The 15,028-nt window shown below is 62.5% G+C and carries 13 protein-coding genes and 1 tRNA gene; 6 read left to right on the plus strand and 8 right to left on the minus strand.

Going from position 1 to position 15,028, the window contains the following annotated elements; all coding sequences use genetic code 11:
- Window positions 1-3 precede the first annotated feature (3 nt).
- Window positions 4-2,016 (plus strand): TonB-dependent receptor, encoded by a 2,013-nt coding sequence (locus Sj15T_RS06025; RefSeq protein ID WP_013040212.1) that lies wholly within the window; start codon window positions 4-6, stop codon window positions 2,014-2,016.
- Window positions 2,017-2,042: 26 nt separating this feature from the next.
- Here the strand turns inward: Sj15T_RS06025 and Sj15T_RS06030 are convergent, their stop codons facing one another.
- The 7 genes from Sj15T_RS06030 to Sj15T_RS06060 all read right to left on the minus strand — a co-directional run bounded on the left by Sj15T_RS06030 (window position 2,043) and on the right by Sj15T_RS06060 (window position 10,045).
- Complete coding sequence (locus Sj15T_RS06030) at window positions 2,043-2,297, minus strand: TonB-dependent receptor (protein WP_013040213.1); 255 nt, start codon at window positions 2,295-2,297, stop codon at window positions 2,043-2,045.
- Window positions 2,284-2,508 carry a hypothetical protein gene (locus Sj15T_RS06035; protein ID WP_013040214.1) on the minus strand — a complete coding sequence of 75 codons (225 nt, stop codon included), beginning with the start codon at window positions 2,506-2,508 and terminating at the stop codon, window positions 2,284-2,286. The genes Sj15T_RS06030 and Sj15T_RS06035 overlap by 14 nt, the downstream gene beginning before the upstream one ends.
- The gene (locus Sj15T_RS06040) at window positions 2,505-3,218 is read right to left on the minus strand and encodes an ABC transporter ATP-binding protein (RefSeq protein ID WP_013040215.1); all 714 of its coding nucleotides are present in this window, start codon (window positions 3,216-3,218) and stop codon (window positions 2,505-2,507) included. The genes Sj15T_RS06035 and Sj15T_RS06040 overlap by 4 nt, the downstream gene beginning before the upstream one ends.
- Entirely contained in the window at window positions 3,215-4,612 is a 1,398-nt protein-coding gene (locus Sj15T_RS06045) for a DUF3526 domain-containing protein (RefSeq protein WP_161601882.1), read from the minus strand. Before Sj15T_RS06045 ends, Sj15T_RS06040 begins: the two co-directional genes overlap by 4 nt.
- Before the next feature lie 41 nt (window positions 4,613-4,653).
- Entirely contained in the window at window positions 4,654-6,060 is a 1,407-nt protein-coding gene (locus tag Sj15T_RS06050; protein WP_013040217.1) for a DUF3526 domain-containing protein, read from the minus strand.
- Entirely contained in the window at window positions 6,057-8,033 is a 1,977-nt protein-coding gene (locus Sj15T_RS06055; RefSeq protein WP_338756212.1) for a TonB-dependent siderophore receptor, read from the minus strand. The genes Sj15T_RS06050 and Sj15T_RS06055 overlap by 4 nt, the downstream gene beginning before the upstream one ends.
- A gap of 599 nt (window positions 8,034-8,632) precedes the next feature.
- Window positions 8,633-10,045, minus strand: a complete 1,413-nt coding sequence (locus Sj15T_RS06060; protein ID WP_013040219.1) for a site-specific integrase — start codon at window positions 10,043-10,045, stop codon at window positions 8,633-8,635.
- A gap of 249 nt (window positions 10,046-10,294) precedes the next feature.
- On the opposite strand from Sj15T_RS06060, the gene Sj15T_RS06065 reads away from it, so the two are divergent.
- Window positions 10,295-10,370: transfer RNA gene (locus Sj15T_RS06065), tRNA-Lys, on the plus strand.
- Window positions 10,371-10,504: 134 nt separating this feature from the next.
- On the opposite strand, the gene Sj15T_RS06070 is transcribed toward Sj15T_RS06065, so the two are convergent.
- The gene (locus tag Sj15T_RS06070; protein WP_041386418.1) at window positions 10,505-10,975 is read right to left on the minus strand and encodes an Lrp/AsnC family transcriptional regulator; all 471 of its coding nucleotides are present in this window, start codon (window positions 10,973-10,975) and stop codon (window positions 10,505-10,507) included.
- Window positions 10,976-11,133: 158 nt separating this feature from the next.
- On the opposite strand from Sj15T_RS06070, the gene Sj15T_RS06075 reads away from it, so the two are divergent.
- The 4 genes from Sj15T_RS06075 to Sj15T_RS06090 all read left to right on the plus strand — a co-directional run bounded on the left by Sj15T_RS06075 (window position 11,134) and on the right by Sj15T_RS06090 (window position 15,003).
- On the plus strand, window positions 11,134-11,367 hold the full coding sequence (locus Sj15T_RS06075; protein ID WP_013040221.1) for a hypothetical protein: 234 nt from the start codon (window positions 11,134-11,136) through the stop codon (window positions 11,365-11,367).
- Between the two features lie 281 nt (window positions 11,368-11,648).
- Window positions 11,649-13,040, plus strand: a complete 1,392-nt coding sequence (locus Sj15T_RS06080) for a sugar transferase (protein WP_013040223.1) — start codon at window positions 11,649-11,651, stop codon at window positions 13,038-13,040.
- Window positions 13,041-13,328: 288 nt separating this feature from the next.
- On the plus strand, window positions 13,329-13,526 hold the full coding sequence (locus Sj15T_RS06085) for a hypothetical protein (RefSeq protein WP_129965396.1): 198 nt from the start codon (window positions 13,329-13,331) through the stop codon (window positions 13,524-13,526).
- A gap of 301 nt (window positions 13,527-13,827) precedes the next feature.
- A complete protein-coding gene (locus Sj15T_RS06090; RefSeq protein WP_013040224.1) occupies window positions 13,828-15,003 on the plus strand; it encodes a hypothetical protein in 1,176 nt (391 codons plus the stop codon).
- The last annotated feature ends 25 nt before the right edge of the window (window positions 15,004-15,028 follow it).

Raw genomic sequence — 15,028 nt, forward strand, 5'->3', positions numbered from 1 at the left:
GACATGAGCGGATTGGGCGCGCTGGCGCTATTGCTGACAACAAGCGCCGCGGCTGACGCCGCCGCGCAAATGCAGCCTGCCCCTGCCGACAGTAGCGAGCCTGGTGACATCGTCGTCACCGCGCGCGCGGACCGGAAGATCGGCCGGGCGGAATCGGCGAGCGAAGGTGCGGTGAGCGGCGCAGAACTGATGACGCGCCCCATCCTGCGCACCAGCGAACTGGCGGAAGCCGTGCCCGGGATGATCGCGGTCCAGCATTCGGGCGGCGGCAAGGCGGCGCAATATCTGATACGCGGCTATAATCTCGACCATGGCACCGATTTCAGCATCGCCGTCGACAACATGCCTTTCAACCTGCGCAGCCACGCGCATGGGCACGGCTATCTTGATCTCAACGGCCTGATCCCCGAGACGATCGACCACATCGCCTATCGCAAAGGCCCCTATCGGGCCGGCGATGGCGACTTCTCCTTCGTCGGCGCCGCCTCGCTCGACACGAAAGATAGGTTCGAACAGCCTTTCGCCACCGTTTCCGCTGGGAGCTACGGCTATCGCCGGCTGGCGGGTGGCGGCTCGTTCGACCTCGCATCAGGCACGGTGCTGCTCGCGGCCGATCTCAATACGAATGACGGCCCGTGGCAACTCGCCGAGCATCTTCGCCATGTGGCCGCGTTCGCCAAATACAGCCAGGAGACGCCGCTGGGCACCTTGCGGGCCAGCCTCTCGATCTACGACGCGAGCTGGCGGCCGACCGAGCAGATCCCGGTCCGTGCCATCGGCACGATCCTCGACGATCGCTTCGGCTCGCTCGACCCTTATCTGCGCGGCTCAACCAACCGCGAGGTCTTCAATATCGGGATCACCGGTAAGGAATGGACGCTGACCGCCTATGCCCAGCACTACAAGTTCGACCTGCTTTCGAACTTCACCTTCTTTCTCGACGATCCTGTGCACGGCGACGAGCTCGAGCAGGCCGAGAATCGCTGGACCTTTGGCGGACGGATCGCGCGTCGCATCACACTCACCGATCGGCTCGGCCTGACGCTCGGCCTCGACGCCCAGACCGACAAGATCGACGGGCTCGGTCTCTACCATACCGAGCAAGGCACTCGGCTCGAAGCCCGCAGCCTGGTCGATGCCAGGGAGACCTCGGTGAGCGGCTATGCCGAAGCGACCTGGAAGCCCATGGACCGCCTCAATCTGCTCGCCGGCGCTCGCGTCGATCATTTCGCGTTCCGCACCGTGGCGCGCGGTGGCGACGCGACCAGCGGCACCGCCCAGGACACGATCGTCACCCCCAAGCTGGGTGCGAACGTGACGGTCACGCCGAACTTCGCACTCTATGCCAATTACGGACAGGGCTTCCACTCCAACGCCATTCGCGGGATCATCAGCCCCGATGACCCCACCCCCGGGCTTGCCCGCGCAACAGGCTATGAGGTCGGCGCACGCTTCGAGAAGGGACCGTTCAACCTCTCGTTCACCCATTGGTGGAGCCGCTCGTCGAGCGAGCTCATCTATTCTGGCGATGACGGCACGGTTTCGCCCACCGGTCCCAGCCATCGGCATGGGTTCGAGCTGGTGGGCTATTGGAAGGCGACCCGCTGGCTGACGTTCGACGGCGTCTATGCCACGAACCATGCCCGGTTCGTCGATGCGCCCGGCGCCGATCGCGTCCCCAATGCCCTCGAGTCCGCAGGCGAGTTCGGGATGAGCGCGGCATTCGAGAAATTCAATGCCGCAGTGCGCCTCCGCTATCTCGGTCCTCACTCGCTGATCGAGGACAACAGCGTCCGTTCGCCCGCGACCACCGTCGTCAACCTGCGTCTCGGACGGCAATTCGGTCCGTTCGACGTCGATCTCGAGCTGCTCAACCTGTTCGACACGGCGCGCGCCGATGCCGATTACTACTACGCTTCGCGGCTACCTGGCGAGCCGCTTGACGGCGTCGAAGGGATCCACAGCCGCACGGTCGAGCCACGCATGATCCGGATCGGAGCAACTGTCCGGCTCTGATGTGACAGGTGTGACGTTGATCGCTGTCAGATGTCTATCGCCAGATAGGCCGAGACCTGCCTGCCGGGGATATAGTCGAACGTCATCGGCCCGTTATAGTCATAGGCATAGACGTCGAAGAGATTGCTGACCGACACACGAAGCGTTGCTTTCGACTTGCCAAGCGTGAAGCGATAACGGCCGCCGATATCGACGAGCGTACGGCCGGGAATAAACAGGCTGTTGTCGACCGCTGACGCTATGCGACCCTGATCGCTGACGCCGAGGTCAACCGAAGCCACGGACGCTCGAACTGCTGTAGATGCCGATGGTCTCACGCCCGATTGTCGTTCCGAATGCGTCCTCGGCCTGACGGACCGCATTCTCGTCCGCGCGGCCGGCGGGAACGGCGGGAGGCGCGCTGTCCTGGGCCCAGCTCTCGACGGGAAGGCCAATGGCGGCGGCGACAAGCAGGAGTGCCGGTCGCGCCGGGCACAAAATTGCCGCGTTCACGCCGCCTCGACGGCACCGACTGCACGAAGATACATGGCTTCCAGATCGTGCTCGGCAAGGTCGCTGGTCTTGTGCTCCTCGACCAGCCGGCCGGCAACGAGGATCCCGACGCGGTCGGCGTCGCGCATCGTACGGTAAAGATCGTGCGTCGCCATGAGGATGGCGGTGCCGCGATCGCGAAGGCGGCGCAGCGCCGTGCTGAACTCATGCGCGGACGCCGGATCGAGGCCGCTGGTCGGCTCGTCGAGCAGAAGCACCTGCGCCTGCTTGGCCTGCGCGATGGCGATGCCGACCTTCTGGCGCATCCCCTTGGAGTAGGTACCGGTGCGCCGATCATGGGCATCGGCCTGGAGTCCTGCCTCGCTCAGCAATGCACTGAGTTCTTCCCTCGATCGGGGATGCCCGGCAAGTTCGGCGAAATAGGCGACATTCTCGATGCCGGTGAACGCCTCATAGAGGCTGACCTGCTCGGGGATATAGGCGGTGCGGCTGCGCGCTGCATCGGGATCGCTGGCGACGTCGATCCCGTCGATGACGGCGCGGCCTTCGTCGGGGCGCTCGAAACCCAGCAGGCAGGCGATGGTGGTCGATTTGCCCGCGCCATTGGGGCCCAGCAGCGCGTAAAGCTCGCCCGGCGCCACGGTCAACGTCAGCTGGTCGACGGCCGTGTGGGCGCCGAAGCGGCGGACCAATCCCTCGATGTTGATCATGTATCCATCCTGCTGAAATGGGAGAGACGGCCAAGCCGGAGCGATGCCGCCGCGATCAGAATTCCCGCGAGGACAAGCAGGCCGAGCGCCTGCAGCAACGCATTGTTGATCGCGCTCGCGCGGGGAGGCTCTGCCCAGCGGAATCGCGGCCAGTCGTCCCAGTCGGTGAAGCTCTTGTCCGCGCGGATCGCGCGGGGTTCGAAAAAGTCGCGCAGCCGAGCGATATAGCCGCGGGTCTGGCTCACAAAGACGCGCTGGCGGGTGAGACCGGTGCCGGTCAGCTCCACCATCGCGGATTGCGCCAGGATCGGCGGCGACAACCAGGCGAGCCGGTCGACCAGTTGTTGTCGCTCGGTCATCCGGGCATCGAAACCTGCGTCGATCCTCGCCTGACCCTGATCGGTCAGCCGCGTCGCCATGATCTGGCGGACCATATAGTCCTCGGGATCGACAGTCTTGCTGCCGGCCAGCTCCGGATGGTCCTGGAGAAACCGACCGAGCAGCTCGCCTCCGGACTTGGCGGCCTCGTCGGTGGCCTCCCGCGCGGCCAGGACCTGCTCGACCCGTGACGGCGTCGGATGGATGCTTTCAGCGACGAGCGAGACGCTCCACGGCAGCACAAGCACGAGCAACACCCAAAGCGCGCCGAGCGCCGCGGCGGCGGTGGCGGCGCGCCGCGTCGAGGCTACGACCAGGAAGGTCAGGCCGATCCAGAAGGCGGCGTAGGCCGCGGCGACCGCAAGCCAGGCGAGGAACGATCCATCGAGCGCAATGCCGGCAAGCAGGAGCGGGATCAGGATCGCGAGCAGCCCTACCCCGAGGAGCGTGACTGCGCGTATGCCAAGGCGCCATGCCGCTACGGTTCGCGGCGACAGTCCGTGCATGGCGAGAAGCGGCAGCCGTCCGTTCTCCCGCTCCAGCGCAAGCGCGCCATGACCCGCCGCAGCAATGACGAGCGGAAGCAGGAAGATGATGACAAAACTTGCGTCGAGCCGGCCCAACGACAGGCGATCGGGATTTTCGACATCATAGGCGGCCGCGAGGCCGGTCATATTGCCCGGCCCAACCCGATAGGCGCGCGGCAGCACGTCGCTCGAGCCGATCGTCAGCGCCGAGAGCGGCGTTGGCGGCTTCACGCTGTGGACGGCCAGCAGGTAGAAACCGAATCCGCGCACGTCGGTCGGATCGTTCCAGTAGCTGGGCTTCGCCTTCTCGCCCGCCAGGATCGCCTGTCCGGTCGCCTTCACCTCGCCAAGCTTGCGGGCCTCATAGCTCGCGATCTCATCCAATCCGGCGCGCTGAGCTTCCATCGCGGCGATGCCGCTTCCGACCGCGAGGACGAGGCTGACGGCGAGCAGGAGAACAGCGACCAGCATGGCGCGATCGCGCAGCATCTCGCGAGCCAGGAAGCGGAGCAAGGCGAGGTTCCGGGAACTCATGCGCGCAGCCTCCGCAGGGCGAACCAGAAGAGGAAAGCCGTTCCCGCCAGCCAGAAGGCCAGCGCCAGCAGGGCCGGCACGATCCCACCGAGCATCATGGTGAGACGCGGCTGCACGTAGTGGAACGCGGGGATATTCTTCCAGAAGTCGGCGGCCGAACGATATTCCGTCCCCTCGCGATCATGGAGCAGCACTTCGCGGTTGAGCAACCGCTGCATCAGCCGGCGATGCGCTTCGGCAGCGGCCACGAACCTGCGGTGGTGCGCGAAGTCCGTGCCAGCGGCGGACTGGCTGATCGTGCGGATCGCCAGCTCGGGCGCGAGAAACCCAATGGCCTGCAGCCAGCGGTTCTGGACCTGATAGGTGTCGAACAGCGCCCCGAAATGCTTGTCGAACACCGTATTGCCATGCTCCTCGCCTTCCTGGAGCGAGATGCCGCGCCAGTCGAAGGGAAGCTCGGCCGTGCTGGCCACGCCATATTGCTTGAGAATCCGCGCCTTGATCTTGTTGGCCTGCTCACTCGAGTGGGAGGCGCCCAGATCCTTCTCGAGATCGTCCCGGAAGGTCATTTCCGAGGGAACCGGCGCGACGCGCGCGGCCACCTCGCTTGCGAGCCGCGGCCCCAGAATGCAGCCGAACAGCCAGACCGAAAGCAGGATGACCAACGCGCTTCGCGCGGTCCGCGCGAGCGCCGATACCGCCAGGGTCAGGCAGGTCCACCCCGCGAGCCAGACAATGTAGGCCAGTAGCAACAAGAAGATCCGGCCGAGTTCAGGTGCCGTAGGTTCGATCGCGGCCGCGGCCACGCCCCCCAGGACCGCAGGGGCCAGGATCAATCCCGCGCCGAGCAGGATCGCGCCCAACTTACCAAGCCCGATCCGGGTGCGCGTTATACCTGAGACAAGCAACTGCCGAAGCGTGCCCCGCTCGCGCTCGCCGGCGAACATCGCATAGCCCGCCAGGATGATGATGAGCGGAACGAGCTGACGCAGGATCGTCGCGGCCGAAAGATCGCCGAAGCGGCTGGCGGGTCCGGCATCCTGCGCCGGCCGGTATACGAAGCCGTTCATCTTGTGCGCTTCGAGCCAGACGCCCACCCCGACGAACGGCTCGACGCCCCGATCGAACAGCACCAGCGGGGACGCCGGCTTGAAGGCGTAAACGCCATAGTGCGCGGCGCTGTGCGGGTTCTTCGGCCCCTGATTGAGCCAGCGCTCCCGCTCGACCTGGTCGGCCTGGGTCCGTTCGGCCGATAGCGCCCGCTGATATTGCGCGCCACTGACCAAAGCGACCAACAGCAGCAGCAGTGCAACGCCCGCGGCGATACGCAAGCGGCCATCGCGCCAGAGCGCGCTCAGCTCATGAAGCGCAATAACCCGGATCGGGCGGCTGGCATTGCTCATCGGGCTCTCGCTCCCCCGCGCCAGCCTAGCGACACGAAGAATTGCCGCGGCGCCCCCGGAATGATGACGCTGGACCCGGACTCGAAATATTTTTTGTCGGCGATGTTGTTGACGTTGAGGCCGAGGCGCCAAGGCCCCAGATCGTAGCCGATGCGCGCGTCGAAACGGGTATAGGCCGGCAGGTCGAAGAGGTTCGCATTGTTGATCGCGCGATTGCCGACATGGAAGACGCCGCCGCCAAGCTCGAGCCCCGCCAGCGCTCCATTGCCGAAACGCTGGCTGATCCACAGCGAAGCGGTATCGCGCGGGGCGTTGTAGATGCGATTGCCGATCAGCGCGGCATTGGTGTCCTCGGTGATCTTGCTGTCGGCATGGGCATAGCTGCCGATCAGGTTCAATCCTTCGGCAAGGCTCGCATTCGCCTCCAGCTCGACGCCGCGGCTGCGCTGCTCGCCGGTCTGGGTCGAGAAACCCGGATTGGCGGGGTCGGAGACCACGACATTGGTCTTGGTGAGCTGATAGATTGCGGCGGTTGCTGTTACTCGGCCGCCGAACAGCTCGGCCTTGATGCCGCCTTCGATATTCTCTCCATGCGAGGGATCTGGGAGACGGCCATCGGGCAATGTGCCGCTAATAACAGTCAGGAAAGATTTCGCGTAGCTCGCGTAGAGCGATACCTGCGGCGTGACCAACCAACTTGCGCCAACGCGCGGCGAGAAGGCATTGGTCGTCCGCTTCTCAGCGGGGGCACCAGGAGTACTGATCCGCTTACCCTGCGTGGTATCAAAGCGTCCGCCCAACAGCAGTCGCAAATCGCCTAGCGCGAGTTCGTCCTGCGCATATAAGCCGAGTGCGCGGTAACGGTTCGTGCCGCCAAATGCGAGCACAAGATCAGGTCCATAAATTCCCTTGCCATAAACCGGCGCGAACGGGTCGATCGGCGAGTTGATCGGAACGCGATGAGCGATGTAGTTATAATCCTCGACGCTGCCATCGATGCCGAACAGCAGTTTATGTCCGATTGCGCCGGTCGTAAGCGCGCCTGACACCTCGATGCTGCCGTTGATGTCGTCGGGATTGTCGTTGGCGTAGAGCATGCGCCGGTTGTAGACGTTCGGGCTCGGGAAGAGCGGTGTCCCGCTGGTGAAGAAATTGTCCGTCAGCCGCACGCGCGAGTAGAAAATCCCGGCCCGCAGCGACCAACTGTTGCCAAGGTCCTGCGTCAGGATCGCATCGAGCCGGAGCTGCCTGATCCTGGCGCTGTCGGTCGGCTCACCGAGGTTGCGGCTGACGGGAAGCGTCATCAGCAACCGACCGGCAGCTGCGTTTTGGACGGCGGTGGGGAAGTTGGAGGGCACGAGCCAGCCGCGGTCGAACCCGCCGTTGCGATGGAGATACTCCGCTTCGAGAAGCAGCGAGGTGCCCGCCGTAGGTCGCCATTCCAGCGAAGGCGCGATCACGAATTTCTCGGTGTCGACGAAATCGCGATAGCTGCCGCTGTTCTGATAGACACCATTGAAGCGGAACAGCAGTTGGTCCGCCACGATGGGACCGCCGATATCGATGGCGCTACGGTAGAAATCGTCGCTGCCCGCGCTCGCGTCGAATGCATAATAGGGTTGCTCGGTGGGCTTCTTGGAGACGATGTTGACGGCACCGCCTGCTTCGAACCGGCCGTAGAGAGCAGAGGCAGCGCCTTTAAGGACCTCGATCTGCCCGACCGTCGCCATGTCGAGCCCGGAATAGAAAGGGGCCTGGCGGAAGCCGTCGCGCAGGTTGCTGTTTGCCTGAAAGCCCCGGATGCGCGGCACGGTATTGATGCCGCCAAAGCCGGGCATGGGCGAGGAACCCGCCACGTTGCGCAAGGCATCGCCCAGCGTGAGCGCGAACTGATCGTCGAGCACGGCGCGGGTGATCGCCGTCACCGAAACCGGCGTGTCCTTGCTCGGCGTATTGGACTTGGTCGCCGTCACCACCTTGTCGGCGATATATTTCTGCTGCTCCTCGAAGCGCTGGCCGGTGACGATGATGTCTTCCTCCGCCCGCTCCTCAGCGGCAGCGGCGGGCGAGGCCAGCAGGGCGCCGGCAAGGACAATGAGACGAGAGCTTTGCAAGACCATGAATCCCCCCTGTTGGGTGAGACATGATATATCGTCACACGATTCGCAATCTGTTTTTTGTGTGCGGCATGCTCGAACGCGCGAGTGGGCCAAGCGTGGGCTGAGCGCCTGCTTTTAACCCTGCCCCGCGCTCGACTGAGCCAGCGAACCGGCCCAGCGCGCATGGCACCCGTGGCCGATCGGCGACGGGCCGCCTCCCAGGTCGTGGCGAAAACGGGCGTGCCCCTCTCCCCGCTCCCCGCTCCATTGAATGATTAGCGAAGGAGACTTCCCCCGCCACATTCGTCTCAGCGAGCGGTCGGTCGGACGGCGCGTATAATCAATCCAGCGTTGGTTGGATGATCCGACCGGGTTTCGACAAGACAATTGATTCTTGCCAGTATCATCGAAACGCTGGCCGCCCGCTCGGCGGCTATAGAGGGCCTTGCGGTAGCGCCCCAAGGGAAACACCTCTAGGCTGCCAGGGCGGTCGCGAAGCCTTCGGCGCGCACGCCGTTTATGACCTCCCGCTCGAGCAGGTCAGCCCACGCCTGGAGGGCCTTCTTGCGCGGTTCGAACAGCTCCGCCCGATTATAGATCCGCATAACCTTAGATGTTGTTGCGGTCGCGACGTGATTGAGGATGCGATCGGCGACATGGGCGTCGACGCCAAGCACGTCGCAAGCGAGTGTGTTGAAGGTCGTCCTGAGATCGTGAAGAATCCAGTGTGGCATCGTGACGGCCTTGGTGCCCTGCGTGGCAGCAAGCTTCACGCGCGCAGCTTGAATCTCCGCGTCGAGGCGCTTCTTCGCCTTGGAGAAGCCCGAGACGGAGGTTTCGGCAGTGGTTGTGAAAACGAACTCGGACTCTTTCGGTCGATCGGGATGTGCGATCGCCTCCTTGATGATCGAGCGGGCGAGTGACGAAAGTGGGACGCGCAACGCATTGGCCTTCTTGGTACGGCCCGATGGAAGGGTCCAGACGGCATCGTGGGGCGCCTCATCGGACGCAAGGTCCAACTCCGCTATGGGGATGGCGGCGTTCTCCTCGCGGCGCATAGGAAGGACGATCAGGAGCTGGTACAATTGCTCGAACGGATAGCCCAATTTTTTCGTCGCAGCCCAGATCTCCCTTAGCTCGGCCAATGAATGGTGACGGTCGCGTACATTCTCCTTCGAAGGCTTTTTTACCTTTTCAACCGGATTGGCGGTGAGCAGCTCCTCATCGACGCACCAATTGAAAAAGGCGCTGGCATATGCGAGCTGGCGGTTTGCGGACGTCGATGCCACCTTGGCACGCTGCTTCAGCACCAGAACGATTTCGGACCGTGTCAGTGAGCCGGGATCGCGATCGACAAAATTTTTGAGAAGGCCCTTCTTGCCGTCCAGCGCACGTCGCGTCGCGGCGCCCCGCTTGTGGTGCACGAGGACTTCTTTGTCATAGGTGTCGAGCAGGTCTTTGAGCGATTTCTGATTGCGCGTAGCTTCCTCTTCGGCCTCGCGCTGACGATCGGCTTCCCGTTGCGCGGCTTCCTGGGCATCTTGTTGCTGCCGCAGTTCGGCAGCTGGATCGATCCCTTCGGCAATCTTGCCTTTCCATTCGCGCGCTTTATCGCGTGCCGCTTGAAGCGTCAGCGGACCGCCGTCTCGGCTGTAGCGGCCCAACGCTCGCCGAGTGGGATTAAGGCTAGGCGGAAAACGTGCGACAAGCACGAAGGTGATGATGGAGGCTTTTCCTTTGAAGCGCCCTGCCGCGACCTCGGAATCGGCTACCCTCACCCGTAGGCCCGGAACGAGCGCGTCAGCAATCTCGTACAGGCGACCAGGATCGGCTGGAGGGAGATTGTCGAGTGAAAGTTTGGTAAGTTCTATCTTGCGTGTTGCCATGAGATCAGCATAATCCCATGGCAACGCTATGGCAACATTTTCGCGATGGTTCAGCGAGATCGCTTGAGACGAGATAAGACATGAAACGAAGGATTATCAATGATATAGGGGGTACCAGACGATTTGCGGAGACGCTTTGCGCCGCCTTGAGATGAACTCTGCGCTGACTCTTAATCAGCGGGTCCTAGGTTCGAGCCCTAGTGCGTCCACCAAATTCCCGGCATGAAGGCACAAGCCGAAAGCGGGCGTGGACGCATAGCTCAGTTGGTAGAGCAGCTGACTCTTAATCAGCGGGTCCTAGGTTCGAGCCCTAGTGCGTCCACCAAAAATGTGCATCCACCAAATAATCTTCATAACGGCTTACGCTGTTTTGGTCGCGGGCGTCGCCGCGCCCTTTGGGCGCCCCCTCCGCCAGCCTTTGGCTGGTTCCCCTCCCCATCGATGATGGGGAGGAACAGGTTAGACCGGGAGGGCGGTGGTGAACTTCGTCATGGACAGCGCAAAGTGGGAAGCGGCCCCCGCCACCGAGGGATGGCCCAGCAAGGTCATCATCAGGAAGCGGTTATAGTCCGCCACATCCGCCACCACGACGCGTATCAGATAGTCCCATTCCCCCGACATCGAAAAGCATTCGACGATTTCCGGCCGGCTTTCCACGAACTGCTCGAATGCGCGGCGGGCTTCCTGCGCGTGGCTGCGCATGCGGATGTTGCAGAGGACGTTGACGCCGCGCCCGACCTTTTCCGGATCGACCAGCCTGACGGTGGCCGCGAGTATGCCCGCAGCCTCCAGCGCCTTGATCCGGCGCCAGCAGGAAGCGCTGGAGGCCCCCACCCTTTCAGCCAGTTCGGCATGGCTGAGCGTCGCATCCTCCTGCAAGGCCGTAATGATCTTTCGGTCGACGGCATCGATCTGTCGGTCCTGTTTCATGAAAGACAGGATAGTCGAGGCCTGCATTTCATCCAAGCGTTCAGTGGAATGATCCAGGGCGGACGCATTCGCTCAGTCCTGGCCCGGAATTCGCTTTCCTTTTCGACGAAGCGAGCTATCCTGTCGGCAGGTCGCATCGGGATGACCAGGACCGGAAAATGATCGACCTTTCTCCCCAACCGCAGGACAAGGGCAGCAGCGCCAACACGGCTCCCTCCGCACCTCGGCACGATCCTGTGCATCGGGAGAGCATGGATGGCGAAGGCCCGCATTCCCGGTGGCATTTTCCGCAAGAGCAAATAGAGGCCGCCATACAGCGCCTGTCGCGCTGGGCAGGCCCCTTTGCCTTGCTGACGACGCTGCTTCTGCTGGGGTGGTGGATCATCGGCTGATCCCGATAATGATTCGGATCGGACCGGCCTTTACCGGGCCGGACGTCCAACATGGCAAAGCGGCGCTGTTTCAGGTCGTCGCAAATCTGGGGCGGAGCATCTTCCAGGACGAACAGGTCATCGGAAAAGCGGGTCCGCGCACCCCAAGCCCGATTGTCAGCCCAAAACATTTATGCCCTGCTGCTGCGCAACATAAATCAAAACGCTGCGGATGTCTGATGGTTAACACACTGCCGCGCGGCGGTGGCCGGCTTGACGTCAAGACATAAAAAGGGTTGCAGATGTCGAAAATTGATCTGGCGATCAAAGGTGTTCCCAGTCGCCAGCCCTCTACAGCCGCAGGGCAGCGGAATGCGCGGCTTTGGCTGTGCATGCTCCTGCTCGTGGCCGACATGGCGGCGCTTGCGACGGGCTTTGCCTTCGGGCTGCGCGCCGCCGGCCTGCAATGGCTGGCGGACGGGCAGTGGCAGCCGCTGGCGGGCGGCATGATCGTGTACGCGGTCCTGGCTTTCCATAATCAGGCCTATAATCCCCATTGCCTGATGCACATGACCCAGTCCTGCCGCAGCGCGACCATGGCTTTCGCGGGCACATTGCTGATCTTCCTGCTGGTCGTCTTCTCGCTCAAGGCAACCGGACAATTGTCGCGGCTAGGCATTTCGGCCGGAATATTGTGCAGCGGCACCTTGCTCGTTCTGCAACGGCTGATGATCGTGCGCATGGTTCGCCGCAACTTTGCAGACGGGCTGTTCGCGCAGCTCCTGATCATCGACGACGGCGCCATTCCCGACGATGTCGGCGGCATGGTGATCGTCGATGCGGCGGCGATTGGATTGAAGGCCGACCTGGACGATCCCTATATGCTGCATCGTCTGGGCACCTTGCTCCGCGACTATGATCGCGCGGTCATCTCCTGCCCGGCCGAACGCAAGGCCGATTGGGCCCAGATGCTGAAGGGCGGCAACATATTGGGCGAGATCATCGTGCCGGAACTGGACCCGATGGCGCCGCTGGCGGTGCAGTCCTACCGCGGCACGCCCACTCTGGTGGTGTCGCGCGGGCCGTTGAACCTCGCCAACCGGGCGAAGAAGCGGCTGCTGGACATCGCTCTGACGGTGCCGGTGCTGATCCTTCTCGCCCCGCTGATGGCGGTGGTGGCGATCCTGATCAAGCTGGACTCGCCCGGCCCCGTCTTCTTCAAGCAGGAACGGATAGGGCGCGGCAACATGCTGTTTCACATCCTGAAATTCCGCAGCATGAAGGTTGAGCAGTGCGACAGCGCGGGCGCGACTTCGACGCAGCGGGACGACGATCGCATCACGCGGGTCGGGGCCTTCATCCGCAAGACCAGCATTGATGAACTGCCGCAGCTCATCAACGTGCTGCTGGGCGAGATGAGCCTTGTGGGGCCGCGCCCCCACGCCCTGGGATCGACGGCTGAGGAACAGCTATTCTGGCAGGTGGACCGGCAATATTGGCACCGCCATGCGCTGAAGCCGGGGATCACCGGCCTGGCGCAGATCCGCGGCTTTCGGGGCGCGACGGAAACGCGCCGCGACATATTGAACCGGGTGGAGGCGGACCTGGAATATCTGCATGGCTGGAGCCTGATGCGCGATATCGCGATCCTGTTGGGTACGCTCAACGTGCTGGTCCACAAGAACGCTTATTAGGGTTCAGCGTCCATCTTCCTGCTGGGGGAGGACTGAATTGGGATGGCGAATCGGGCGATCGCCCAACACGCAAAAGGACGAAAAAGGTTCCGGGAGAAAAATAAAATTTGCGACGAAGCGTTGCGCAAAACGCTTCATCGCAAAAAAATTTGATCCAGATTAGAAATGTGGCGCTGAATCATCGTCATATGCGACGAATGGATGTCAGTACGTCCCCCTTCCCAACTATTTGTTAACCGCAAAATCGGATATTAACGTCATCACCAATCGGGCGGCGGGAATATCGACGTGGCGGAAGAATTTGCAGCAGTTGCGACGGCACCATCATTGATCGAAACGGCGGAGGTGCGCCGTGATTTTCCCGTACGCGTAGAGGGCAAGACCTTTGCCGATCGCGCCGAAAGCGGCGTGCAGGTGCTGTCGCGTTGGGCCGGTATCCTGGCCTTTGTCGGCACTGTGGCCGCCATTGCCTGGCTGATCTTCTGACCGGACTCGCAAAGCCCAATCTTTCTCTCAGATTAACAGCGACAGGGTGCGCCGGGACTGGTCCCGCCGCGCCCTCCTTGCGATGAACCGAGCCGTTGTTTTGACGCGACAAGCTGCTTTCCGGGCAGTGGTTTTACGTAAAAATACTTCTAGCATGCCCTGATTGCTGCAATGCAATAAGGGTCGATTGATTTTGAACGAATATAATAATCCGCGATTGCGGGGCTGTATTTTTGCGCCTTTCGATCGACAGACTTCCCCGTCCCGCACCTGCTTCGCTGCGGCCCTGAGTGGTGCCGTAATGCTGGTGGCCATGCCCACAGTCTTGCGCGCGCAGGATAATGACGGATCGACTGATCCGAAGCGCGTCAACAATGCAACGGAACAGAGGCGCATCAGCGATTACGGCCTTCACCTGACGGCCGGTCTCGATCTACTTTATGACGACAATGTCTATCGCGTGGACGACCGCGTCGAAAACCCGACCGATGACCTGATCGTCACGCCATCCCTGGAGGCGACCTACGGCATGCCTGTGGGCCGGCACGACATATTGCTGCGCGGTAAGATCGGCTATGACCGTTTCGTTTCCGAAGGGCAGCGAAGCAAGCTGCGCCTCGACACGGAAGCGAAGGCCAATGTCCGCTTCGGCGCGACCTGCCTGATCACCCCGCGCGCCGCCTATCGCCAGCAGCGCGCCGATTATGGCGACATCAATTCGGCGACCGAAAATCTCCAGAAATTCGCCACCATCGGCGCGGATTTCACCTGCGAACGGCCGGGGCTGTTCCCGGTGGCGAGCTACGAGCATGACACCACGCGCAACGCCGACCAGTTCGACTATGCCGACCAGACCAGCGACTTGTTCATGGGCGGGATCGGCTATGCCATGCCCAGCCTGGGCACCCTGACCGCTTATTATGAGCGGGTGAACAGCAAGCGCGACACGCTGGGCATAGAGAACCGCATCAACAGCTATGGCCTGCGGTTCCAGCGCGCGGTGACGCCGATCACGCAGATCGACGCCGATGTCCGCTGGCTGGACGTCAGCAGCGAAAGCGCGGCGGTCGGCGGCTATGACGGGCTGGGCTGGAAGGTCAGCCTGTCGACGCAAGCCATTCCGCGCCTGAAGCTGACCGCGACGACGGAGCGCGCCATCATCAACGACAGCCTGATCGCGAGCGGCTTCGCCATCGACACCAGCTACCGCATACAGGGTGAATTTTCGATCTCGGAACTCACCTCCGCGGGCCTTTATGCGGAATGGGACCGCAGAAAGTTCCGGCAGGATGCGGCGCTTCGTCCCTATTCGATCACGGCCGACCGCAATCGTCGGTTCGGCGGCCTGCTCAAAAGGAAACTTTCGGATCGTTTCGATCTTTCGCTGGATGCCCAGCATTACACCCGCAGAACAGATACCAGCATATCGAACTATAGCGGCACGCAAGTAACGCTGGGCGCTGCCCTGCATTTCTAGATCCTCAATATATTGGGAGCATGAG

The sequence above is a fragment of the Sphingobium sp. TA15 genome (assembly GCF_037101235.1).
GTDB lineage: Bacteria > Pseudomonadota > Alphaproteobacteria > Sphingomonadales > Sphingomonadaceae > Sphingobium > Sphingobium indicum.